This is a genomic window from Streptomyces sp. NPDC090798 (assembly GCF_044768965.1).
Taxonomy (GTDB): Bacteria; Actinomycetota; Actinomycetes; order Streptomycetales; family Streptomycetaceae; genus Streptomyces.
The window spans coordinates 59,284-83,088 of the sequence record NZ_JBIVXA010000020.1; the positions used below are offsets into that span (position 1 = coordinate 59,284).

At 72.5% G+C, this 23,805-nt stretch carries 18 protein-coding genes, 1 pseudogene and 1 riboswitch; of the genes and pseudogenes, 7 read left to right on the forward strand and 12 right to left on the reverse strand.

Translation table 11 applies throughout. The features are described 5' to 3' along the window. Positions 1-66: 66 nt before the first annotated feature. The 4 genes from ACIQTP_RS34320 to ACIQTP_RS34335 form a co-directional block, all read right to left on the reverse strand. Complete coding sequence (locus ACIQTP_RS34320) at positions 67-1,113, reverse strand: lactonase family protein (RefSeq protein ID WP_403407349.1); 1,047 nt, start codon at positions 1,111-1,113, stop codon at positions 67-69. 62 nt (positions 1,114-1,175) lie between these two features. Next, positions 1,176-2,567, reverse strand: coding sequence for a nitric oxide synthase oxygenase (locus ACIQTP_RS34325; RefSeq protein WP_403407351.1), 1,392 nt, complete (start codon positions 2,565-2,567; stop codon positions 1,176-1,178). Positions 2,568-2,702: 135 nt separating this feature from the next. Continuing rightward, positions 2,703-4,199, reverse strand: a complete 1,497-nt coding sequence (locus tag ACIQTP_RS34330) for an FUSC family protein (protein WP_403407353.1) — start codon at positions 4,197-4,199, stop codon at positions 2,703-2,705. A gap of 186 nt (positions 4,200-4,385) precedes the next feature. Then, the gene (locus tag ACIQTP_RS34335; protein WP_403407355.1) at positions 4,386-5,537 is read right to left on the reverse strand and encodes a hypothetical protein; all 1,152 of its coding nucleotides are present in this window, start codon (positions 5,535-5,537) and stop codon (positions 4,386-4,388) included. Positions 5,538-5,726: 189 nt separating this feature from the next. Between ACIQTP_RS34335 and ACIQTP_RS34340 the strand changes: the two genes are divergently transcribed. Both ACIQTP_RS34340 and ACIQTP_RS34345 read left to right on the forward strand, forming a co-directional pair. Next, on the forward strand, positions 5,727-6,203 hold the full coding sequence (locus tag ACIQTP_RS34340; RefSeq protein WP_351423299.1) for an Lrp/AsnC family transcriptional regulator: 477 nt from the start codon (positions 5,727-5,729) through the stop codon (positions 6,201-6,203). A gap of 54 nt (positions 6,204-6,257) precedes the next feature. Beyond that, positions 6,258-6,953 carry an HAD family hydrolase gene (locus ACIQTP_RS34345; RefSeq protein ID WP_403407357.1) on the forward strand — a complete coding sequence of 232 codons (696 nt, stop codon included), beginning with the start codon at positions 6,258-6,260 and terminating at the stop codon, positions 6,951-6,953. A 154-nt stretch (positions 6,954-7,107) separates the two neighbouring features. On the opposite strand, the gene ACIQTP_RS34350 is transcribed toward ACIQTP_RS34345, so the two are convergent. From ACIQTP_RS34350 to ACIQTP_RS34365, 4 genes are read right to left on the reverse strand one after another with little or no spacing between them, the layout of a single operon-like run. Continuing rightward, the gene (locus tag ACIQTP_RS34350) at positions 7,108-8,316 is read right to left on the reverse strand and encodes an XdhC family protein (RefSeq protein WP_403407359.1); all 1,209 of its coding nucleotides are present in this window, start codon (positions 8,314-8,316) and stop codon (positions 7,108-7,110) included. Next, positions 8,309-10,459 carry a xanthine dehydrogenase family protein molybdopterin-binding subunit gene (locus tag ACIQTP_RS34355; protein WP_403407361.1) on the reverse strand — a complete coding sequence of 717 codons (2,151 nt, stop codon included), beginning with the start codon at positions 10,457-10,459 and terminating at the stop codon, positions 8,309-8,311. The genes ACIQTP_RS34350 and ACIQTP_RS34355 overlap by 8 nt, the downstream gene beginning before the upstream one ends. After that, the gene (locus ACIQTP_RS34360; RefSeq protein ID WP_403407363.1) at positions 10,456-11,448 is read right to left on the reverse strand and encodes an FAD binding domain-containing protein; all 993 of its coding nucleotides are present in this window, start codon (positions 11,446-11,448) and stop codon (positions 10,456-10,458) included. Before ACIQTP_RS34360 ends, ACIQTP_RS34355 begins: the two co-directional genes overlap by 4 nt. Beyond that, on the reverse strand, positions 11,445-12,032 hold the full coding sequence (locus ACIQTP_RS34365) for a (2Fe-2S)-binding protein (protein WP_403407364.1): 588 nt from the start codon (positions 12,030-12,032) through the stop codon (positions 11,445-11,447). The genes ACIQTP_RS34360 and ACIQTP_RS34365 overlap by 4 nt, the downstream gene beginning before the upstream one ends. Before the next feature lie 204 nt (positions 12,033-12,236). On the opposite strand from ACIQTP_RS34365, the gene ACIQTP_RS34370 reads away from it, so the two are divergent. Next, positions 12,237-12,827 carry a TetR/AcrR family transcriptional regulator gene (locus ACIQTP_RS34370; protein WP_403407366.1) on the forward strand — a complete coding sequence of 197 codons (591 nt, stop codon included), beginning with the start codon at positions 12,237-12,239 and terminating at the stop codon, positions 12,825-12,827. Between the two features lie 285 nt (positions 12,828-13,112). Then, on the forward strand, positions 13,113-15,242 hold the full coding sequence (ligA, locus tag ACIQTP_RS34375; RefSeq protein WP_403407368.1) for an NAD-dependent DNA ligase LigA: 2,130 nt from the start codon (positions 13,113-13,115) through the stop codon (positions 15,240-15,242). A 57-nt stretch (positions 15,243-15,299) separates the two neighbouring features. On the opposite strand, the gene ACIQTP_RS34380 is transcribed toward ligA, so the two are convergent. Further along, a complete protein-coding gene (locus tag ACIQTP_RS34380) occupies positions 15,300-16,664 on the reverse strand; it encodes an FAD-dependent oxidoreductase (protein ID WP_403407370.1) in 1,365 nt (454 codons plus the stop codon). A gap of 175 nt (positions 16,665-16,839) precedes the next feature. Here ACIQTP_RS34380 and ACIQTP_RS34385 point away from each other — a divergent pair, with 175 nt between their 5' ends. Then, complete coding sequence (locus ACIQTP_RS34385) at positions 16,840-18,027, forward strand: PP2C family protein-serine/threonine phosphatase (RefSeq protein ID WP_403407372.1); 1,188 nt, start codon at positions 16,840-16,842, stop codon at positions 18,025-18,027. A 250-nt stretch (positions 18,028-18,277) separates the two neighbouring features. Here ACIQTP_RS34385 and ACIQTP_RS34390 read toward each other — a convergent pair whose 3' ends face one another. The 3 genes from ACIQTP_RS34390 to ACIQTP_RS34400 are packed head-to-tail and all read right to left on the reverse strand — an operon-like array spanning position 18,278 to position 20,921. Continuing rightward, positions 18,278-18,685, reverse strand: coding sequence for a hypothetical protein (locus ACIQTP_RS34390; protein ID WP_403407374.1), 408 nt, complete (start codon positions 18,683-18,685; stop codon positions 18,278-18,280). Positions 18,686-18,735: 50 nt separating this feature from the next. Then, positions 18,736-20,220 carry a sensor histidine kinase gene (locus ACIQTP_RS34395; RefSeq protein ID WP_403407376.1) on the reverse strand — a complete coding sequence of 495 codons (1,485 nt, stop codon included), beginning with the start codon at positions 20,218-20,220 and terminating at the stop codon, positions 18,736-18,738. Further along, positions 20,217-20,921, reverse strand: coding sequence for a response regulator transcription factor (locus ACIQTP_RS34400; protein WP_403407378.1), 705 nt, complete (start codon positions 20,919-20,921; stop codon positions 20,217-20,219). Before ACIQTP_RS34400 ends, ACIQTP_RS34395 begins: the two co-directional genes overlap by 4 nt. Before the next feature lie 200 nt (positions 20,922-21,121). Here ACIQTP_RS34400 and ACIQTP_RS34405 point away from each other — a divergent pair, with 200 nt between their 5' ends. Together ACIQTP_RS34405 and ACIQTP_RS34410 are read left to right on the forward strand one after the other, a co-directional pair. Then, positions 21,122-22,483 carry a diacylglycerol/lipid kinase family protein gene (locus ACIQTP_RS34405; RefSeq protein WP_403407379.1) on the forward strand — a complete coding sequence of 454 codons (1,362 nt, stop codon included), beginning with the start codon at positions 21,122-21,124 and terminating at the stop codon, positions 22,481-22,483. A gap of 115 nt (positions 22,484-22,598) precedes the next feature. After that, a riboswitch (cyclic di-AMP (ydaO/yuaA leader) is annotated at positions 22,599-22,769 on the forward strand. A gap of 56 nt (positions 22,770-22,825) precedes the next feature. Further along, positions 22,826-23,805: pseudogene (locus ACIQTP_RS34410) on the forward strand (hypothetical protein); the annotation flags it as partial.

A 23,805-nucleotide genomic window follows, 5' to 3' on the forward strand; every position in this document is an offset into this window, starting at 1 on the left:
TTCTCTCGTCGGCTCTCTCGTACGTCGGCGGCTCGCGCGTCGGCGGCGGGCCACCGAACGGGCAGGTCAGCCGAAGACCACGCAGGAGGCCGCCGGAACCTCCACCGAGCCGCCCCGTCGCGGCACCCCCGTGTCCGGGTCGACCGCGAACCACGTCACGTCCCCCGAGCGCTCGTTGGCGGCGTACAGGAAGCGCCCCGAGGGGTCGAGGGCCAGCGCGCGCGGCCAGGTGCCGCCGCAGGGCACCGTGGCGACCAGCCGCAGCCCTTCGCCCACCGCGTCGGGAGTGAGCACGGAGACGACGTCCTGGCCTCGGGTGGCGGTCCACACGAAGCGCCCGTCGGGCGACACCACGATGCCCGAGGGGTACGCGTCACCGTCCGGGACCCCCGAGAGCACCGGCGTCTCTCCGACGGGCCGCAGAGAGCCTTCCAGGGCGCTCCAGCGGCAGACGGTGACCGTGGGCGCGAGTTCGTTGAGCACGTACGCGTGTTCGCCGCGCGGGTGGAAGGCCAGGTGGCGGGGCCCGGAGCCGGGGCGCAGCGCGATCTCGCGGTGCAGCGTGAGCCGGCCGCCGTCCAGCGCGCACACCCGCACGGAGTCCGTGCCGAGATCGACGCTGACGGCCCAATGCCCGCTCGGGTCGGGCTGTACCTGGTGGGCGTGCGGGCTCTGCTGGCGCGGGGTGTGCGGGCCGCGCCCCTGGTGCTGGAGCACGCTGGAGGCGGCGCCGACGAGCGCTCCGTCGTCGCGCACGGGCAGGGCGGTGACGCTGCCGGAGCCGTAGTTGGCGGTCAGGACGTGTCCCGCGAACACGCTGAGGTGTGTGGGGCCGCTGCCTCCGACGGAGACCAATGGCCCGGCGGGCTTCGGTTCGTCGCCGTCCACGCGGTACGTGGCCACCGCGCCGTCGGCCGTCTCGCTGACCGCGTAGAGCATGTCGTGGACGGGCGACATGGCGAGGTACGAGGGATCGGGTACGCCGTCCACCGCGCTCAGGATCGTCAGCGCGCCGCTGCCGCGGTCCACGGCCGCGGTGAGGACGCCGGGACCTCCCGCCGCCGTGAACGAGCCGATGAACGCCCGCTGTTCCCGCGTGCCGCCGTCTGCCACTGCCGTTCCCCTTTCGGTCCCGCGCTGTCCGGGGCCGACGGTAGCAGTCGACGACCAACGGTCTAGACCAAGGTCCCGCCTGTCTCCCCGAGCGCCCGTGGGCGCGCCTCCGGGTGGTGGACGTACGCGGGGTGCCGTTCCACGGTCTCGTAGGTGCGGTGGAAGACGGGTGTGGCGCTGCCGGAGATGGGCGGCACGATCCACGACCAGTCCGCGCCGACCCGGCGGCCCTTGCGCTCCTCGCGGCCGAGGTGGGTCAGGAAGCGCCGGGACTCGGTGTGGTGGTCGGTGACGGTGACGCCCGCGCGGTCGAAGGAGTGCAGGACGGAGCGGTTGAGTTCGACGAGCGCGCGGTCCTTCCACAGCGAGCGGTCGGTGCGGGTGTCGAGGCCCAGGCGGTCGGCGACGGACGGCAGGAGGTCGTAGCGGTCGGTGTCGGCGAGGTTGCGGGCGCCTATCTCGGTGCCCATGTACCAGCCGTTGAACGGGGCCGCCGGATAGCAGATGCCGCCGATCTCCAGGCACATGTTGGCCAGCGCGGGCACGGCGTGCCAGCGCAGTCCGAGCGAGCGCCACCAGGTGTACTCGGGGTGGTCGAGCTCCACTTCGAGCACCGCGTCCTTCGGCAGCGTGAACCAGCGGGGTTCGTCGTCGGGCTTGCCGTCGGCGCCCTGGATCACCAGCGGCAGGACGTCGAACGGGGTTCCGGGGCCGCCGGGCCAGCCGAGCCGCCGGGCCAGCGTGGTGAGGCCCGCGTTGCGCGGGTCGCCGGTCACGCCGCCGTCCGGGCGGGCGTAGCCGGCGTACCGGATGAGCTGTTCGTTCCAGATCCGTGGCCCGGGGCGGTCCGGCCGGTCGGGCGCGAAGACGGTGATGAGCGCCCTGATCCGGCCCTCGCCGGCGGCCTCCCGCAGATGGTCCGCCGACGCCTCGGCGACGTCCTCGGCCGTCCGCACGTCCCTGCGGTCACGGACGCGCAGGGAGCGCCAGTACAGGCGCCCGATGCAGCGGTTGGCGTTGCGCCAGGCGACGCGGGCACCGAAGGCGAGTTCCTCGGTGGTGTGGCGGTACGTGCCGGTCTCCGCGATCTCGACCCGCGCGGCGGCGATGCGCCGGGCCGGGTCGCCGAGGCGCTCCTCGGTGTGGCGGAGGGTGAGGAACTCGGCGGCCGCGCGGAGGAGTGCGTACGGCGGGGAGTCGTCGTGCGACGTCGGGGCGGCGGGACGGCCCGGCACGGGTATCAGGCGTCCTGCGAGCCCCGGGACGGACAGCTCCGCCCGCCGGGAACCGATGGCGTACGGCAGTGCGGTCGGGGTCGCGCCACGCGCCCCGCGACCTGCCGGAACACGGTCCAGCCAGCCGCCCGGCCCCTCGGCCCACGGCGTCGGGTACCGCGCGCTCCCGTCGTCGCCGAAGCGCTCTGCGCGTCCCGTTCCTCGCGGGAAGTCCCGCATGGTGCCACCCCCAAGCGGCTTGGCCCGCGGGCCGCTCCCGCACGCTCCGCGGGTTCCGTGCGTCTGATAGCCGCGGGGTTACCCCGCCCGGGCGGTGATCCACCCTCTACGTGGTCTGTGCACGTGCCTCGTGCGTCAGACGCGAACGGGGCTCGAAGCCCGGGGGTGCAGGAGGGGCGCGGCGAGTTCGGCGAGCGCCCGCTCGAGCCCGTGCAGGTGTGCGAGTACCGGCTCTTCCGCGGGAGGTGTTTCGGCCTGGACCGTGATCGGCCGCGGTCCGGGTGAGGTGAGCGCCTCGACGGCCTTCTCGACGCGCTCGCAGGCGGCGGTGAGGCGGTCGTCGCTGGAGGCCACGGGGTCCGACGCGATGGCGGCGAGGCCTCGTACCTCCCGCGCGCAGGTGTTCAGCGCCGCGAGTACCTGGCGCGCCCTCCGGCCTCGGGCGCGCAGGGGATTGAGGGGGTGCAGAAGCGGCGTGAGCGAGACCCGCACCTTGTTCAGCACCGTCTCCAGCTCCGCGACGCGCGCCGCGGGGTCGGCGGCGGCGGAGCCGTTCAGACGTGCCGCGGCCTCGGTCGTGCAGGCGTGGACGCACTGGATCGCCCGCACGATCCAGGCGTCCGTCGTGGCGTGCGTGGTGATCGGCAGCACGAGCAGCACCGCCAGCGCGGCGCCGATCGCCCCGATGCCGGTCTCCGCCAGACGCAGGACGACCAGATGCTGGTCCAGCACGCCGAACATCCCGTAGAGCAGTTCGGCCATCACCGTCACCGCGAGCATCATCCAGGTGTACGAGACCGCGGCACTGTAGAAGATGACGAAGACGCACACGGCGAGCAGGGCCACGGTCGGTACGGGCGCCCCGTGCAGCGGGACGACGGCCGAGGCGCCGAGGGCGATGCCGATCACCGTTCCGAGGATCCGGCGGTAGCCGCGGATCAGGGTCTCGCCGCGCGAGGTGGTGTTGACGAAGATCCACCAGACGGCGCCGACGGCCCAGTACCAGCGCTCCTGGGACAGCAGGCTTCCCACGCCCAGGGCGAAGGCGGCGGCCACGACGGCCTGGACCGCCTGCCGGGTGGTGGGACGGGCGAGGCCCCGGCCGGCCGAAGGGGCGAGCGCGCCGGCGGGTGGCATCCGGCGCTCGTAGCACCACAGTCCGAATCGGACCGCCGAGGACGCGAGGAGGGCCAGCAGTACGGCGACGTACAGCTCGGGCAGTCGCGCCGGCACGGTGTGCAGGAACTGCGCCATGAAGAAGGCCATGAACCCGAAGACGCCGAGGGCGTGGCCGCGCGCGCCCCAGCGCCGGACGTACACACCGGCGCCGACGACGGCGAGGAAGGCCGCGCCCCGCGCCGCCGGGTGATCGTGCAGGGTGGCCGCGAGAGCCAGGACCGGAAGGCCCACCACGGGCAGCAGCGCCGTCGTCGTCAGTTGTCCGCGCACCGTGGCGTCGGTGACCGTGAAGAGGGCGAGCAGCGCAGCGAGTCCTCCCGCGACCGCGCCCGCGAGGGAGGAACCGGTGACGCCGCACAGGGCGACGGCCAGGCCGATGCCGAGGACGGCCCGGATGGCTCCGCGCAGCCGCAGCCGGCCCGGGTCCGGTGCCACGAACACCCTCTTCAGCACTGTTTCCCCGCCCCTTGAGCTCAGCCTGTACTTCAGGCATGCAAAAGGCGCCGCGGAGGGTCCCGCAGCGCCATCGACCTGCCCATCACAGCATCATCGGGACTGTTGGCTCAAGTCGGCTCCGGAGCGCTGAGCCAATGGCACAGTCACCGAGCGGAGAGGGGAGCCATGTGGATGCCATTGGCATCACTCCGTGTCGATCGGGTGCGGGGGGAGTTCGAAGCGCAGCAGGGCCCCGGTCAGGTGCGTGCGCAGATCCGTCTCCATCTCGACGTGGCGGACCTCGCCGCCGTCCTCGATGACGGCCTTCACCAGTTCCTCGACGACGTCGGGGACCTCGCGCAGGGCGTCTCCGCAGAAGGGGCACTGCTCCCCCGTGCGGGCGAGCAGCCCGTCGCGGTCGCAGACGACTCCTGGGGCCACGGCCTCGGTGTCCACGGCCAGCGTCCGGATCGCGGCCAGCGACCCCGCCCACAGGGTGTCGTCGAGTCCGACCGTCGCGTGATGCTTGGTCGCGACGGCCTCGAGGATCTCGCCGACCAGCCGCTCCTGCTCCTGGTGCGCGCGGTCGGCGACAAGGACCCGTACCTTGTCCCGGATGTCGGCGGCGGTCGCGGTGTCGCGGTCGACGGTGAAGCGACCGACGAGCCGGTCGTGCAGGTCACGGGGGAGGAACTCGATGAAGGCCGGTACCTGGTGGGAATGCCCGCCGACGGCCAGCAGATCGAAGCCCCCGTCCTTGAACAGGCGCTTGAGCTCGCCGATGAGCCGCCGATAGTGCTTTTTGCTCAGTTCGTCGGCCTTGTTGCGGACCCGGTCCTCGTCGATCCCCGCGACGTGCCTGGCCCCCCGCAGCGTTCGGTCGCGGATCGCCTCCAGCTCCTGGACCTCGTCGAGGTGGTACTCCCAGATCTGGGCGGTGGCCTCGTCCACGACGACCGCGCAGGTGCGGTCGTACTCGTCGAGCACCGCGAGCATCGGACGGACGTAGGGGTCCGCGTCCACCACGACGCGTTCGTGGGTGGCGCGCGGCAGCCACACCTCCTCGTAGACGCCGTTGCCGCTGCAGGAGAAGACGACGACGGTCCCGGGCCGCTGGGGTTCCTCGCCGAGCCTCTGCTCGATCTTCGCGATGTCGTCGCGCAGCGAGAGCCGTACGGCGTGCTCCAGGGAGTGGTCGTCCGCGAGCGGTCCGATGCGCTCCAGCAGACTGGCCAGCCGGGTCCGGTAGGCACGACGGCCGGGCTGGTCCGGTTCCACCGGAAGGTAGAGGGAGACCAACGGGAGCCCGTTCCCGCCGAGCCGGAGAATTCGGTCGACCTGCTCTTGCGTGATCATCGTCGCTCCTCGCCGCTCCTCGAGCCTTGCGCCACCCCTCCAGGTAACGCGGTGGGCGCCGCACCGGCAAACGCGGCGCGGCGGACCATGTGAGCAGGAGGGGTGCACCGGCCCACCGGGCTCACGGCGGGCTGAGCCATTGGTACGGTCGACGAAGATCACCCCAGGCGGCAGGGAGGCCGGTGGATCATGGCCGTGGACGAACTCGACACCCGTATCCTGCGGCTACTGCTCGAGCAGCCGCGTACCAGCGTGCGCGAGTACGCCCGCATGCTCGGTGTCGCCCGCGGCACGCTCCAGGCGCGCCTCGACCGGCTGGAACGGGACGGGGTGATCACCGGCACGGGCCCCTCGCTGTCCCCCGCGGCGCTCGGCCACCCCGTCCTCGCCTTCGTGCACATCGAGGTCACGCAGGGCCACCTCGACGAGGTCGGCGACGCGCTGGCCGCCGTACCGGAGATCATCGAGGCGTTCTCGATCACGGGCGGCGGCGATCTGCTCACCCGGGTCGTGGCGCGCGACAACGCCCACCTGGAGGACGTGATCCAGGCGCTCATCAGCATGCCCGGCGTCGTGCGCACCCGCACCGAGGTGGCACTGCGCGAGCGGGTTCCGCACCGGGTGCTGCCGCTGGTGGAGTCGATCGGGCGGGCCACCAGAAGCTGACCGGTGGCCCAGGGGTGATCGACCGCGCTCGGCCCGCTTGGCATCCTGGACCCCATGAGCACTCTCGGCCGCACTTCGGTCATCTTCGATCTCGACGGCACACTTGTGGACAGCGAGCCGAACTATTTCGAGGCCGGCCGCCGGACGCTCGCCGAGCAGGGCGTCACGGACTTCACCTGGGCCGAGCACGAGCGGTACGTCGGCATCAGCACCCGGGAGACGGTGGCGCTCTGGAAGGAACGCTACGACGTGCGGTCCCCGCTCGACGCCCTGCTCGCCGACATGAACCGCCGCTATCTGGAACTGGCCCGCGCCGCCACGCACGTGTACCCGGAGATGCGGAAGTTCGTGGAACTGCTGGCCGCCGAGGGCGTTCCGATGGCCGTGGCCTCGGGCTCCGCGCCCGCCGCCATCGAGGCGATCCTGACGGGCACCGGTCTGGCCGCCCAGCTGACGACCGTCGTCTCGGCCGACGAGGTCGCGCACGGCAAGCCCGCCCCGGACGTCTTCCTCGAAGCGGCGCGCCGTCTGGGGGCCGGCCCGGCGGACTGCGTGGTCCTGGAGGACGCCGCTCCGGGCGCCGCCGCCGCGCACGCGGCCGGGATGCGCTGCGTCGCCATCCCTTACGTCGCCGCGCAGGCCGACGACCCGGCGTTCGCCACGGCGGGGCTGCTGCTGCGCGGCGGTCAGGGCGAGTTCACCGCGCAGGCCGCGTACGACTGGCTCACGCGCTCGGCCTCGGCTTCCTGAGTCGCGGGCCGCCTCGCGATGTCTTCCTGAACCGCGGCCACGCCTCGATGACGTGCGATGTCCGGCGTCGGCTCAGGAGGCGTGCGGCACGATCTTGCCCCGGCGGTGGCCGCGCACCGCGTGCGCTTGAGTCGTTCGACCGCCCGCGTCTTTCTCAGGCAGCCTCCCTCGCCCCCACCGCACCGGTCCCCCGGCCGCCCCCGTCGCGGTGGATCGGTGTACCGGAGCCGGTGAGAGGAGCGCCCGTCCCGCCCTCCCGTGCCGCGACGATCTCCGCTGCGATGGACAGGGCGGTCTCCTCGGGCGTACGGGCTCCGAGGTCGAGCCCGATCGGGGATCTCAGGCGGGCCAACTCCCCCTCGCCGAGGCCGACTTCGCGCAGCCGACGCGCACGGTCCTCGTGGGTGCGGCGCGACCCCATGGCGCCGACGAACGCCACCGGCATCCGCAGGGCCGCCTCCAGCAGCGGTACGTCGAACTTGGCGTCGTGGGTGAGCACGCACAGGACCGTGCGGTCGTCGGTCGCGGTGCGCCGGAGATAGCGGTGCGGCCAGTCGACCACGATGTCGTCCGCGTCGGGGAAGCGGACCCGGGTGGCGAAGACCGGGCGGGCGTCGCACACGGTCACGTGGTAGCCGAGGAACTTGCCCACCCGTACCAGCGCCGTCGCGAAGTCCACGGCGCCGAAGACGATCATTCGGGGCGGCGGCACGCTCGACTCGACGAGCAGGGTCACGCCGCCCGGGCAGCGCGCGCCGTCCTCCGACAGTTCGAGGGTGCCGGTGCGGCCCGCCGCCAGCTGGGCACGTGCCTCGGCCACCGCCGTGCGGTCCAGCTCCGGACGACCGCCGAGGCTTCCCTCGTGGGAGACGCCCGGGCCTCCCGCGTACGACGTGGACGCCCCGGGGGAGTCGGACGAGCCGTCGGGGCGGACGAGCAGCACCCTCCCCAGCAGTTCCACCGGTCCCCGGGCCACCCGGGCCACGGCCGCCGCCTCGCCCCGGGACGCGGCCGCCAGCGCCGCCGCGTACACCGGCCGCTCAGGCGCGTCCGCGCGCACCGGGGTGACCAGGACCTCGATGACCCCGCCGCAGGTCAGACCCACCGCGAAGGCGTCCTCGTCGCTGTAGCCGAACCGCTCCAGCACCGTCCGGCCGTCCTGGAGCGCCTGGACGCACAGGTCGTACACGGCGCCTTCCACGCAGCCGCCGGAGACCGAGCCGATGGCCGTGCCGTCGCTGTCGACCGCGAGGGCGGCGCCGGGACCGCGCGGGGCACTGCCGCCGACGCTCACGACGGTGGCGACGGCGAAGTCCCTGCCCTCCTCGGCCCACCGGTTCAGCTCGTCGGCGATGTCAAGCATCCCGGTCCCCTCCCGCGCCGGCCAGCAGTACCCGGTCCGGGCGGATCGGCAGATTCCGGTGACGTACACCCGTCGCGTGCCAGACCGCGTTGGCGATCGCCGCCGCCGCGCCGACGACCCCGATCTCGCCGATGCCCTTGATGCCGACCGGGTCCCCGGGGTCGGGGTCGTCCACCCAGTCCGCCTCGATGTCGGGTACGTCGGCGTGCGCGGAGAAGTGGTAGCCGGCGAGGTCGGCGCCGACATGGCCGCCGCCGGCCCGGTCCCGGTGAGCCTCCTCGTGCAGGGCCATGGACAGGCCCCAGATCATGCCTCCGACGAACTGGCCGCGCGCGGTCAGCGGGTTGACGATCCGGCCGGCCGCGAAGATGCCGAGCATCCGCCGCACCCGCACCTCCCCGCTGGTGACATCGACGGCGACCTCGGCGAACTGGGCACCGAAGGAGTGCCGTTCCTTCTGCTCCAGCGCGCCGACCGCCTGTGAGGTGTCCGAGCGTGCGGTGATCCCCTCCGGCGGAATGCCGCCGCCCAGGGCCAGCCGCTCGCGCAGTTCGTCCGCCGCGACCCTGATCGCCCAGGCCCAGGAGCGGGTGCCCATCGAGCCGCCGGCGATCATCGCGAAGCCGAAGTCGCTGTCCGCGATCCGCATCCGGATGCGCTCCGGCGCCACCTCCAGCGCGTCCGCGGCGATCAGGGTGAGCGCGGTCCGGGCCCCGGTCCCGATGTCGGACGCGGTGATCCGTACGGTGAAGGTGCCGTCCGGCTCGGCCGTCACGGCCGCCGTGGACGGGGCGGACAGCACGGGGAACGTGGACGCGGCCGTGCCGGTCCCGAGCAGCCAGCGGCCCTCGCGGCGGATACCGGGACGCGGGTCACGGTCCGCCCAGCCGAACCGGCGGGCCCCCTCCTCGAAACACGCGAGCAGGTTGCGGCCGCTGAACGGCAGCCCGGAGACGGGGCCGACGGCCGGTTCGTTACGGGCGCGCAGCGCGATCGGGTCGAGACCGCACTTCTCGGCGAGTTCGTCGATCGCGGACTCCAGGGCGAAGGAGCCAGGTGCCTCGCCCGGCGCCCGCATCCAGCTCGGGGTCGGCACGTCGAGCGGGACGACACGGCTCTGCGAGTAGTGCGCGTCGCAGGCGTACATCGCACGCCCGAACTCGGCGCTCCGCTCGACGAACTCGTACACAGTCGAGGTGAGGGACTCGGCCCGGTGGTCGAACGCGCGCAGCCGGCCGTCCGCGTCGGCGCCGAGCCTGACCCGCTGGGCCGTGGGGCTGCGGTAGCCGACGAGCGAGAACATCTGACGGCGGGTCAGTACGACGCGGACGGGGCGCTGCAGCACGGTCGCGGCCATCGCGGCGGCGACCGAGTGCGGGCGGGTGCTCTTGGAGCCGAAGCCGCCGCCGACGTGTTCCGAGCGCACCCGCACCGACTGGGGATCGAGCGAGAACAGCTTCGCGAGCTCGTCCGCCACGAACCTGCTGCCCTGGTTGGAGTCGACGACCTCGAGCCGCCCGCCGTCCCAGCGCGCGATCGCCGCGTGCGGCTCCATGGGGCTGTGGTGCTCCTCCGGAGTGCTGTACTCGGCGTCCACGACCACGGCGGACGCGGCGAGTTCGGCCTCCAGGTCGCCCTTTTGCGCGGCGGGGGCGCTCTCCGGCGCGTACACCCCGGGCAGCCCGGCGGCGAACACGACGTCGTGCGGCTCCTCGTCGTACGCGACGACGAGGGACTCGGCGGCCTCCCTGGCCTGCTCGGGCGTCTCGGCGACGACCAGCGCCACCGGCCAGCCGACGAACGGGACCCGGTCGTGCTGGAAGATCTGGGCGATCGGGTCGGGCGCCCCGAAGGCGTTCGTGTAGTCGCCGTTGAGACGCGGGGCGTTCTCGTGGTGCAGGACGGCGACGACGCCCGGCATCGCGAGGACGGGCGCGGACTCCACCGCGCGGATCCGGCCACGGGCAATGGTGGACAACACCAGCCATCCATGGGCGAGTTCGGGATACGGGACCTCGCCCGCGTAGCGCGCCGCCCCGGTGACCTTGGCCACGCCCTCGATACGGGTGTGCGCGGCGCCGACGGCTCCGGACGTCGCGGTCGCCGCCGACGTCGCGGTCGTGGTCGCGGTCGTGCTGGTCATCGGGCCGCCTCCTCGGTGAGTTCGGTCAGCATCGCCACGACGAGGTTGCGCATCAGGGGCACCTTGTATCCGTTGTGGGGCAGCGGCCGGGCGCCCGCGAGTTCGGCGTCCGCGGCGGCGGCGAAGGCCTCGGCGTTCGCCGGTCCCCCGGTCAGCGCCCGCTCGGCCGTCCGGGCCCGCCACGGCCGGGAGGCCACCGCCCCGAAGGCGAGGCGCACTTCGCGTACGACACCGTCGTGGACGTCGAGCGCGGCGGCGATCGAGCCGATCGCGAACGCGTACGAGGCGCGCTCGCGCACCTTGCGGTAGCGGGAGCGGGCGGCGACCGGGGCGGCCGGCAGGGTGACGCCGGTGATCAGCGCGCCGGGCGGCAGGGCGGTCTCCAGATGCGGGGTGTCACCCACCGGCAGATAGAACTCCGCGAGCGGCAACTCCCCTGGCCCGTCCGCCGTTTCGTATGAGACGGCGGCGTCGAAGGCGGTGAGGGCCACGGCCATGTCCGAGGGGTGCGTGGCCACGCAGTGCGCGGAGGCGCCGAGGATGGCGTGGTTGTGGTGCTCGCCCTCGACGGCCGGGCAGCCGCTGCCGGGGACCCGCTTGTTGCAGGGCTTCGCCAGGTCGGTGAAGTAGCCGCAGCGGGTGCGCTGGAGCAGGTTTCCGCCGACCGTGGCCATGTTGCGCAGCTGACCGGAGGCCCCGGCCAGCACGGCCTGGGTCAGCGCCGGGTAGTGGCGCCGCACGTCGGGATGGGCGGCGAGATCGCTGTTGGTCACGGTCGCGCCGATCCGCAGACCGCCGCTCTCTGTGAACCGGACGCGGTCGAGGGGGAGTTCACGCACGTCGACGAGGCGGGCGGGCCGCTCCACCCCGCACTTCATCAGGTCGACGAGATTGGTACCACCGCCGAGAAAGCGCGCGTCTGGGTCGGCACCCAGCAGCGCGACCGCGCCGGTGACGTCGTGGGCACGCTCGTAGTCGAACTCCTTCATGCCGCCGCCTCCTTGGTCTCGGACGACCGCATATCGGACGACTGCGCCGCCCGCGCGACGGCCTCGACGATCGACACATACGCGCCGCACCGGCACAGGTTGCCGCTCATCCGCTCACGGATCTCCTCGGGCGTGAGCTGCGCAACCCCCGCTTCGGGCCGCACGTCGGCGGTCACCGCGCTCGGCCAGCCCGCCGCGTGCTCCTCGATCACCGCGAGGGCCGAACAGATCTGGCCGGGCGTGCAGTAGCCGCACTGGTAGCCGTCGAGTTCGAGGAAGGCCTGTTGCACGGGATGCAGCCGATCACCGTCCGCCACCCCTTCGATGGTGGTGATCTCGCGTCCCTCGGCGGCGACCGCGAGTTGCAGACAGGAGACGGCCCGGCGCCCGTCGAGCAGCACCGTGCACGCGCCGCACTGGCCCTGATCACAGCCCTTCTTGGTACCGGTGAGGTCGAGACGCTCCCGCAGCGCGTCGAGCAGGGTGGTGCGGTGGTCGACGGACAGCGTGTATTTCTCGCCGTTGACGTGCAGGGTGACGGCGCTGGACGTCGAGGTCGTGGCGCCGGACGTCGTGGGGGCCATGATCAGCCTTCTTTCGCCTGTCTGATGGGGGAAAGGAAGTCGCGAGAGGGCCGGGAAAAGGGAATACCGATGGTCCACACTGGCCGGATCCGGCGGTATGGTGAACCCCTAAGCGGACAGCTGTCCGCTCATCCCGAACCTATCGGACAGCTGTCCGCTTAGCAAGGTACTCGCCTGGCAGGGCGGGGGACGAAGGAGGCCCGAGTGCAGCAGAAGAAGGCCACCCCGCTGCGCTCGGACGCGCAACGCAATCGCGAGCGCATCCTCGATGTGGCCCTGGCCGAGCTGACGCGGTCGGCGGACACCCCGCTCAGCGCGATCGCCAAGAAGGCGGGGGTCGGACAGGGGACGTTCTACCGCAACTTCCCCAATCGCGAGGCGCTCCTCCTGGAGATCTACCGCCACGAGGTGCAGCAGGTCGCCGACACCGCGGCCCAGCTGCTCGAGACGCGTGCGCCGGACCGGGCCCTGCGGGAGTGGATGGACCGTCTCGCCCAGTTCGCCATGACCAAGGTCGGCCTGGCCGAGGCCCTGCGCGCGAGCACCCTCGCGCACGGCACCCTGACCCGGCTGGGACAGGGCGCGATGTCCTCGGCCGCCGCGCTGCTCCTGGCCGCGAACGACAAGGCGGGCAGCATCCGCCCCGGCGTGACCCCCGAGGACTTCTTCCTCTTCATCGCCGGTCTCTGGCAGATCGACGCGGACGGCGACTGGCAGCCGCGCGCCACCCGCCTTCTGGACCTCGTGATGGACGGTCTACGGGTGGGCGCACCGGGCGCCGCGCCGCCGGAGTGAGCTGATCCGCGGCCGGCGGGCGGAGTACTCCCCCGTGGCGGACGGCTCGTGCCGTGGTGTTCAGAGATCTGGTTCGGTGTCGGCGACGTAAGTGTCCTGGGCCGCTGGACGACACCCGCCGGGGCGGGCGACGGGATTCGAACCCGCGTCTCTCTCTTGACAGGAGAAGTAGCCGAAACCTTCGCACCTGAACGAGTTCACCGTAGTGGTCACCGCCGTCGCGGTCACCTGGTTTCCGGTGCGCGGCAGACGCGTGACGGGGCGTTGTCAGTGGTGGCGTGCAGGATGGCGGGTATGACAACACCAGCCGCAGTGATCGTGGATGCCGCCGCCTACGCACAGGCGGTCGAGGACGCCGTGAAGGCTTCGGCCGCCTACTACGCGGGCGGCACGTCAGTACTGGACGACGACACCTACGACCGGCTCGTGCGGGGCATCGCGGCGTGGGAGTCCGCTCATCCCGACGAGGTGCTGCCCGACTCACCGACCGGAAAGGTCGCCGGTGGCGCCATAGAGGGCGATGTCCCGCACACGGTGCCCATGCTGAGCCTGGACAACGTGTTCTCGCCGGAGGAGTTCACCGCCTGGACCGCGTCGCTGGCCCGGCGGATCGGCCATGACGTCACACGGTTCGGTGTCGAGCCGAAGCTCGACGGGCTCGCGATCGCCGCCCGGTACACCCATGGCCGCCTCACCCGGCTGATCACCCGTGGCGACGGGACGGCCGGGGAGGACGTCTCACACGCCATCGGCACCGTCGAAGGCCTCCCGGCCGAACTCGCCGAGCCGGTCACGGTGGAGGTGCGCGGCGAAGTCCTGATGACCACCGCCCAGTTCGAGCACGCCAACGAGGTGCGCACCGCGCACGGCGGGCAGCCGTTCGCGAACCCGCGCAACGCCGCGGCGGGCACTCTGCGCGCCAAGGACCGCGCCTACACCGTGCCGATGACCTTCTTCGGCTACGCCCTGCTGCCGCTGCCCGGCACCGAGGAGGCCCTCGCGGCGCGGCTGGGTGAGGGCGCGCACAGCGAGCTGATGGCGCGGTGCGGCGAGCTCGGCGTGAACACCACCGCCGCCACCGCCGTGCCCGGGACCACGGCGGAGACCGCCGAGCAGGTCCTGGCCCGGGTGAAGGAGATCGCCGCGCTGCGGGCGGAGTTGCCGTTCGGCATCGACGGGATCGTCATCAAGGCCGACCTCGCCGCCGATCAGCAGGCCGCCGGGTCCGGTTCACGTGCACCGCGCTGGGCGATCGCCTACAAGCTGCCGGCCGTGGAGAAGATCACCCGGCTGCTGGAGGTGGAGTGGAACGTGGGCCGCACCGGCATCATCGCTCCGCGCGCGGTCCTCGAACCGGTCGAGATCGACGGCTCCACCATCACCTACGCCACCCTCCACAACCCTGCCGACATCACCCGTCGCGACCTGCGTCTGGGCGACCATGTGATGGTCCACCGCGCCGGGGACGTGATTCCCCGCGTCGAGGCCCCCGTCGCTCATCTGCGCACCGGGGAGGAGCGGCCGATCGTCTTCCCCGAGGCGTGCCCGCGGTGCGGCTCCGCCATCGACACCAGCGAGCAGCGCTGGCGCTGCGAGAACGGCCGCAACTGTCACCTGGTCGCCGCCCTCTCGTACGCCGCCGGCCGCGACCAGCTCGACATCGAGGGCCTGGGCCACACCCGTGTCGTCCAGCTCGTGGAGGCCGGTCTGGTCACCGATCTGGCCGACGTGTTCGCCCTCACCCGCGACCAGCTCCTCGGCCTGGAACGGATGGGTGAGACCAGCACCGACAATCTCCTCGCGGCGATCGGCGCGGCCAAGGGGCAGCCGTTGTCGCGGGTGCTGTGCGCGCTCGGCGTCCGCGGTACGGGGCGCTCCATGTCCCGTCGGATCGCCCGGTACTTCGCCACCATGGATCACATCCGCGCCGCCGACGCCGAAGCGATGCAGCGGGTCGAGGGCATCGGCACGGAGAAGGCCCCGTCCATCGTGGCCGAAGTCGCCGAACTCGCCCCGCTCATCGACAAGCTCGCCGCGGCCGGGGTCAACATGACCGAGCCGGGCGCCACTCCGCCCGTCATCGCCGACGACACCGACGCCGACGCCGGCACCCAGGTCGCTGAGCCGGCGGGAGGGCCGCTGACCGGGATGGCGGTCGTCGTCACCGGAGCCATGACCGGGCCGCTGGAGAAGCTCAGCCGCAACGAGATGAACGAACTCATCGAGCGCGCCGGCGGCCGCTCCTCCTCCAGCGTCTCCAAGAGGACCACGCTGGTCGTCGCCGGCGAGGGCGCCGGATCCAAGCGCGCCAAGGCCGAGGACCTCGGCATCCGGCTGGTCACCCCCGACGAGTTCGCGACTCTGGTCGCCGACTACGTCGACGGACCCTTGACGACCGACGCCGACGTGACGTGACGTGACGTGACGCGGCAGCGTGCGGTCGCCGTCGAGGGCGACCACACGCTGCCGGGCCTATGCGCCGCTCGCGTCGAGCATGTCCTCGCGCTCGACGATCTTCACGCGTTCCCGGCCCTGCGGTTCGCCCAGCGCCTTCTCCGCGGCGTCCAGGCGGTACCAGCCCTCCCAGGTGGTGAAGCGGACGTCCCGCTCGCCGAGGAACGCGTCCACGGCCTCCGGGTCGGGCGAGCCGGGCGTGTGCAGACGTCCGTTCGCGTGGTCGTCGAGCAGGCTCGCGACGGTCTCGTTGGCGTCGCCCTTGGTGTGGCCGATCAGACCGACGGGGCCGCGTCGGATCCAGCCGGTGACGTACGTCGACTGCAGGTGCTCGCCGGTCTCCTCGATCACCCGGCCGCCCTGGTCCGGGACCGTGCCCGACTCGGCGTCCCAGGGGAGCTTGGGCAGTTCGTCGGACAGGTAGCCCACGGCGCGGTAGACCGCACCGAGGTCCCAGTCCTTGTACTCGCCGGTTCCCTTGACGTTGCCGGTGCCGTCGAGGGCGGTGCGCTCGGTGCGCAGGCCGACGACCTGGCCGTTCTCGCCGAGGATCTCGGTCGGGGACTCGAAGAAGTGCAGGAACAGCTTGTGCGGGCGGTCACCGGTGTCGCGGATGGCCCAGTTCTCCAAGGTCTTGGCGACCATGTCGGCCTGCTTGTTGCCGCGCCGGGTCGCGATCGAGCCCTCGTCGTAGTCGATGTCCTCGGGGTCGACGATGACCTCGATGTTCGGGGAGTGGTCCAGTTCCCGCAGTTCCATCGGGCTGAACTTCGCCTGCGCCGGACCGCGGCGGCCGAAGACGTGGACCTCCAGGGCCTTGTTGGCCTTGAGGCCGTCGTGGACGTTCCGCGGGATCTCGGTCGGCAGCAGTTCGTCGGCGGTCTTGGCGAGGATGCGGGCGACGTCGAGCGCGACGTTGCCGACGCCGAGGACGGCGACCTTCTCCGCTTCGAGCGGCCAGGTCCGCGCCGCGTCCGGGTGGCCGTCGTACCAGGAGACGAAGTCCGCGGCGCCGTACGAGCCGTCGAGGCCGATGCCGGGTATGTCGAGGGCCCGGTCGGCCGTCGCCCCCGTGGAGAAGATCACGGCGTCGTAGAAGGTGCGCAGGTCGTCGAGGTTGATGTCCCCCGGGTAGTCGACATTGCCGAAGAGACGTATCTGAGGCTTGTCGAGCACCTGGTGCAGAGCCGTGATGATGCCCTTGATCCGAGGGTGGTCGGGGGCCACGCCGTAGCGGATCAGACCGAAGGGGGCCGGCATCCGTTCGAAGAGGTCGATGGACACACCGGGCTCGACCGCAACCGCGGACTTCAGCAGCGCGTCGGCAGCGTAGATCCCGGCGGGGCCGGCTCCGACAATGGCTACCCGCAGAGGGCGAGGCATGATCAGGTTCCCTTCGAACGACGGCAGGGTGGCTCGTCGGGAAGCCTAAACTAAGGCAAACCTTAGTCAGTAGTCGGGCTGGATCTATGACCTCATAAACCGATCTTATGACTGGTCGCCAGGGAGCACGGCCTTCATAATCGGGGGCAAAATGGGACATGTGGGTGTCCGGCGTGTGTCAGTGGACCGCCTCGTGGAGCAGCCGTCGGGCCGCGGACTGGTGGCAATCCCGTTCGCGCTGATCGTAGTGATCACCATCGTGGACCTCCACTCCCCGACCAGTGTCCACCTCGGTCCGCTGCTGGTCATCGCCCCCGCCCTCACCGCCTCTCTGGCCGGGCCCCGGCTGACCGCCGCGGTCGGGGCGCTTGCCGTGGCCGCCCAGGTCTTCATCGCGGTCTTCCACGGCGGGCTGATGACCGCCAACCACATCTCGCAGATCATCGCCCTGACCGTGCTCTCCGCGCTGGTGGTCTTCGTCTGCCATGTACGCGAGCGGCGTGCCCGAGAGCTGAGCCGGGCGCGGTCGGTGGCAGAGACGGCGCAGCGGGTCCTGCTTCGACCGCCGCCCCGCCGGATCGGGCCCCTGCGTGTGGCCTGGCTGTATCTGGCCGCCGAGGACGAGACGCAGATCGGCGGCGACCTGTTCGCGGTCGCCCGCGCCGCCCAGTCCTCCACGCGGGTGATCATCGGGGACGTACGCGGCAAGGGACTGGCCTCCATCGGCGAGGCCTCGGTGGTGCTGGGGTCGTTCCGTGAGGGCGCTCACCGGTACGCCACCCTGCCCGAGCTCACGGCGGCACTGGAGGTCAGCGTGTGCCGCGACCTGGAGGACGTGGCCGACACCGAGCACGACCCGGGCGAGCACTTCACCACAGCGCTCGTGCTCGACCTCCCCGACGAGGGGCCGGAGGCCTGGATGATCAACTGTGGTCATCCACCGCCTCTCCTGCTGCGCGACGGCGAGGTCACGGTCCTGTACGCGCGCCACCCCGTCCCCCCGCTGGGCATGTGCGAGCTGCCCGCCGCGAGCCACCGCCCCGACCCGTTCACCTTCGAAACCGGTGACATCCTCCTGCTCTACACCGATGGCGTCATCGAAGCCCGCTCACCGTCCGGCGTCTTCTACCCGCTCGCCGAGCGGGTCGCCGCCTTTTCCGTCTCCAGCCCCGACGCCCTGCTGCGGCACGTCCACGACGACCTCCTCGCACACGTCGGCGACCACCCCGGCGACGACGCCGCCCTCCTGATCATCGAGCGCACCGCCTCCCACCACCCGCATCGACCGCACTTCACCGCCCATCCCGTCGACGGCCACCACCGGCTTCACGCCAGCGGATCGCCCCCGTCGGCGGAACGCTGACCTCACTCCCGGTCCATGTCCGACTCCGCCGCGCTCGCCGCGGAATCGGCGTCGTCGACGAGTTTCCGCAGGTGACCGAGGTCAGCGGAGGAGGTGGGCGGGGGCTGCCGAGTGGTCTGCATGCCCTGTGCGGACCGCGGGCCGTGCGTGCCCCGCGTGCTCTGTGCACTCTGCGCGTTCCCGCCATGGCCGCAGCCGGCCAAGAACAGCAAGGCGGCCAGTACGGCCGGCACGGTGTGGCGCGCGCGCATCAGTTCGTACGACCGTTGTCGTGGGCGCCGCACCACTTCTGGACGTCGGCCAGGTCCTTCTGGCGGGTCTCCAGGGTGGGGACCAGGGAACGCCGGAAGGTGAGCCGGTCGTTCAGGTAGGTCTCGATCTGGGTGTGTCCCGCGGACTTGGCGTTCGCCACCCGCTGCTCGAGACGGGCGATGGAGCCACGCTGGGAAGCGTCCGCGCGCAGCCGGGTGAGGATCCGGTCGATCCGCCGGTCGATCTTCGGTGCGCGCTTGCAGAGCGCCGCCGCGCCGTCGCCCGTGGGGGTGCCGGACGGCACGGGGGTCGCGGCGTCGGCCGTGGCGGCGCCGGCGGCGCCGAACAGCGACCCGGCGGCGACCAACGAGACGACCGAGATCACGGTCTTCCTGGTGCTTGGCATGACGAACTCCTCCGCGTTCACGGGCGACTGCTGCCCCCTCGCCGGGAAAGCTAGGAGCCGTCTTTGTGGAATTCTTGTGGCCGGTCGGCGGTCGTGACCATCCAGTTGCGCTGGAGCGGAAGCGTGGCCCCCGCGTCCGCCGTGCCGTCGCTCAGCGGCAGGGTGACCTCGACGCGGGTGCCCGGACCCGTGGGCCGGTCCAGTACCCGGATCCCGCCCCGGTGCAGGGCGATCTGCTGGGCGACCAGGGTCAGTCCGAGGCCGGAGCCGGGGCTGTCCGGTCGGCGGCGGAAGCGTTCGAAGACCTCGGTGCGCAGCGCGGGCGGGATGCCCGGACCCCGGTCGTCGACGACGAGGAGCGCGTCGGCACCGCTCGCGCGCAAGGTCACCTCGACCTGCGGGGGCTGCCCGTCCGTATGTCCGTGGACCAGGGCGTTGACGAGCAGGTTGTCCACCAGGCTCCGCAGTCCCGCCTCCCAGCCGTGCACACGCAGCCCCGGTGCGCAGTGGCCGGCCACCCGTGCGTGCGGATGGCGTCGCCGATGTTCCTCCGTGCTCGCTTCGACGAGGTCGGCGAGGTCGACCGGACCGAAGGCGTCCGCCTCGACGAGGTCTCCGCGGCCGAGGTCGCGCAGCATGACGAGGACCCCGAGGAGGCGTGCGTGTTCGCGGCTCAGGTCGTGCAGCACTTCGTCGCGGTCGGATCCGGCGAGTTCCGGATGCTCGGTGAGGATCTCCAGATTGGTCTGCATGCTCATCAGCGGGGTGCGCAGTTCGTGCGAGGCCGCCGAGGCGAAGGAGCGGGCGGTGGCCAGTGCCTCGGCGGTCCTGGCCGCCTGCTCGTCGTAGCGGGCCAGGACGGTCTGCAGGGTGTGTGCGAGGTCGTCGACCTCGGCGATCCGCGTCGGAGTGTGGTCCAGGCGGGTGGGACTGGAGCGGGGGTCCAGGCCGCTCGCCCGGCGTTGCAGCCGGCGCAGCGGTGTGCTCGCCCGGGTGGCGACGGCCCAGGCGAGCAGCCCGGACAGCGGTGCGGCGAGCAGGGCGACGGTCACCGCGCGCCGTCGGACCAGGCGCACCTGGGTGTCGGCGGCGGTGTCGGACGCGAACAGCCACAGGGTGCCGCGCACACCGGGGCGCGACCCGGTCACCCGGGTCGACAGGATCCGCCAGCTCCTGCCGTCGGCACGGAGGGTGACCGGGACGGGCGCCCTGGCGGGCAGCACCACGTCGGCCGCCGGTTGCGGGCCGCCCGTGAAGGTCCCCTCGGGGCCGATCAGCCGTACGCCCACGTCCAGGGCCGAGGTGAACAGCCGGCGTTCGCGGGCCTGCTCCACCGCCGCCGGCCGGTCGGCGGCGCTCGCACGCAGCAGCCCCCGGGCGTCCGTGGCTACGGCCACCGCGCGCTCACGCAGATGCGCGTCCTGCTGGTCGTGCAGATCCGCGGCGACCAGCCGCAGCAGCAGCCAGCCGGTGGCCAGTACCAGTACGGGCACGGTGGCGCCGACGGCCAGGGCGATCCGCGTGGACAGTCTCACGGCCGCTCCCCCGCGTCGTCGTCGCGCAGGACGAAGCCCACGCCTCGTACGGTGTGGATGATCCGGGAGCGCCCCGACGTCTCCAGTTTGCGGCGCAGATAGCTGACGAAGGTGTCCACCGCGTCGGTGCGCACCTCGAAGTCGTAGCCCCATACGCGATCGAGGAGCTGGTCGCGGCTGAGCACGATGCCTGCGTTGCGGGCGAGGACGTGGAGGAGTTCGAACTCGCGTCGGGTCAGGTCCACCGGCCGCCCGTCGAGGCTCACCCTGCGGGCGGCGGCATCCAGGAGCAGCCCGCCGGCCCGTACGGTGCCGCTGTCCCGTGGCGGCCTGCGCCGCAGCAGTGCCTCCAGGCGCAGGACCAGCTCCTGCAGGGCGAAGGGCTTGACGAGGTAGTCGTCGCCGCCCGCCTGCAGGCCCGCGATCCGGTCGGCGGTCTCGTCGAGCGCGGAGAGCATCAGCACGGGTACGTCGTTGTCCTCGTCCCGCAGGGTCCTGCACACCTCGATGCCGCTGAGGTCGGGCATCGAGATGTCCAGCACGACCACATCGGGTGGCGTCCGCCGGGCCACCGCCAGGGCCGGCCGGCCCCCGTCGGCCAGGTCCACGGTAAATCCGCCGAGCCTCAGTCCGCGCTCCAGCGAGCGGCGGATCGCCGCGTCGTCGTCCACGACCAGGACACGGCCGCGCTGCCCACTCATCACCACTGTCCCTCCCCGCCACGCCCCGGCCACTGCCGGGGCTCGCCGCCGCCCATCGTGCATCAGCCGCGACGGTCCCGGCCCCGAGGGGTGGACCAAGGGTTCGGTGAATCGCCCAGGCCGGCCCCGGTTGGCGCGTGCCCTCGCGGAGCGTGGCGGTTGCGCGGGGCCTGACCCGGCGGTTGCATACGACTGTGTCGATGGGTGTGGATGGAAGCGGGCAGGTCGGCCACGGGAAACGGTGGGCGGCCAGGGCCGCGCTGGTCGCGGCGGCGCTGGCGGTGCTGGTGCCGCTCGGATACGGAGGCGTGGACGGCGTACTGCTGCTCCTGGCCGCGCTCCTCGGCGTGGCCGTCACGGCGGCGGCGCTGTGGTGGGCGCTGACCCGGCGCGGGCCACTCCGCTGGGTGGCGGCCGTGCTGGCCGCCGTCGCGCCCGGCGCCGTGATCACCCTGTTCGCCGTGGCCCGCCTGCTCTGGGCCGTCCCCGTGTCCCTGGCGCTGTGGACCGTGGCCGTCTGGAGCGGCCGGTACGCCCTGCGGAGCGACCGGACGCGCGCCCCGCGGCCGAAGGAACGCAGGGCACCGCCGCCGAGGCGCCCCTTCCTCCTCATGAACCCGCACTCCGGCGGCGGCAAGGTGGCGAAGTTCGGACTGCGGGAGAAGGCGGAGCGGCTCGGCGCGCAGGTCGTGCTCCTCGACCCGGAGAAGCACCAGGACGTCACCGCGCTGGCCCGGGCCGCCGTCGCGGACGGCGCGGATCTGCTGGGCGTCGCCGGCGGTGACGGTACCCAGGCGCTGGTCGCGGCCGTCGCCGCCGAACACGGTCTGCCGTTCCTGGTGGTCTGCGCCGGCACCCGCAATCACTTCGCCATGGACCTCGGCCTCGACCGCGACGACCCGGCGACCTGCCTCGACGCCCTCACCGACGGCGTCGAACTCCGCGTGGACCTCGGCTTCGCCGGCGGCCACCCGTTCGTCAACAACGCCTCCTTCGGCGCGTACGCGGCCGTCGTCCAGAGCCCCGCGTACCGCGACGACAAGATCGGCACCATCCTGGACCTCCTGCCCGACCTGCTCACCCGCCAGCGCGGGCCGCGGCTGACCGCCCACGCCGCGGACACGACGCTCGACGCCCCGCAGGCCGTACTGGTGAGCAACAACCCCTACCGCACCAACGATCCGGCCGGTCTCGGCCGCCGCGAACGGCTCGACTCCGGGCTGCTCGGTGTCCTCGGCATCACGGTGGACAGCGCGGCCGAGGCCGCCGCGCTCGTACTGGACCCCGCGCCGGACGGACTCGCGGTCCTGACCGCCCGCGAGGTGGTCATCGACGCCGACCGCGCGGAGATCGAGGCCGGCATCGACGGCGAGGCCCTGGTCCTGCCCGCCCCGGTGCACTGCCGCGTCGAACCCGGCGCCCTGCGCGTCCGCGTCCCCAAGGAGCGACCCGGTGTGCCCGATTCCCAACCCCCCTTGGACTGGCGCCGGTTGCGCACGCTCGCAGCGACCATGGGGCGAACGGCGGTCGTACGACATCCTGGTCGCAGGCGGGACACGTAGACGAAGGTCACAATTACATATCGGACAGTTCGCGCTCCAATCTTCACACCAGGCACACAAATTGGCTAAGTTGGCGGCAGGCCGCACGACTCCCTCCGGCGAACCTCGCCGGGTCGCGCGACCTCCGCCGAATCCGGTGCCCCTGTGGCAACCGGAACCGGGACCCAACCGACCTTGGGGTGAATCGGCCCAACTGCCCAACCGGGCAAGGGCCGTAGGGCATGCCTTCCGGAATCTTCCGCCCGAACCCGACGGCCGACCCGGTAGGCGGAGCACGGAAGGAGTACGGCTCCCATGGCGCCGGAACGAACCCCGCGCCCTGGAGGCGGCAGCCTCCCTGGCATGCCCGACTCCGCACGCGCGACGGCCGCCCTCAGTGGCGCGGACGGTCCGAGCCGCGAGGAGGTGCAGCAGCGGATCAGCTCCCTCTACGACCAGGCCGAGAACGCCGTCGGGTTCGTCAACGGAACCCGCGCGATGGCCACAGGGAGCCGAGGCCGCGTCAACCCGGCGCCGGAAACCGCGCGCAGGCGCCGCGACCCCGCACTCGACGACATCACCAAGACCTGGTTCGACGCGGCGCGCACGCAGCTGGGTCCCTCCGCGCCGGCCAGGCTGCCGGCCGACCGGATGCCGAAGCCCGCGGTCGAGGCACGGCCCACCGGCCCGGCGAAGCGGCCGGAGGACGGACTCGCCAACCGCGGCCGGGAGTTGACCGCCCGCCCCGTTCTGGAGTTGACCGCAGGCCCCTCCGCCGAGGCGGCCGCCGGGCCCGTGGCCGAGTTGACGGCCAGGGCCGTCGCCGCGCTGCCGGCCGCGCCGGAGCCTGCGCCGCAACCTGCGCAGGAGGCCGCCACGGCCCTGCTGCCCGCGCTGGCCGCCGGGCCGGCCCAGTCCTCGTTGAAGACGTCCAAGGAGAAGATCCAGCGGAAACTGGCGCTGGCCCGTGAGCTGGTGTCCAAGCACGCCGCACGGTGGAACCCCGGGCCCGCGGCGATCGAGTCACGTCCGGCCGAGAGTGTCTGGCCCGCCCCGGAGGATCAGGCTCGCCGCCAGGCCGCGGAGGAGTGGCAGCGACAGCGGTCGGCCGCACTCGGCCCGGACATGTCCCTCGGTACCGGGATGCCGCTCGGCGCGGACATGTCCATGGGCGCGGGGATGCCGCTCGGCACGGACATGTCGCCCAGCACCGGCATGCCCCTGACCGCGGACATGTCCCTCGGTGCGGGAATGCCGCTCGGCACGGACATGTCCATGGGTGCGGGGATGCCGCTCGGCACGGACATGTCGCCCAGCACCGGCAGGCCCCTGACCGCGGGTAT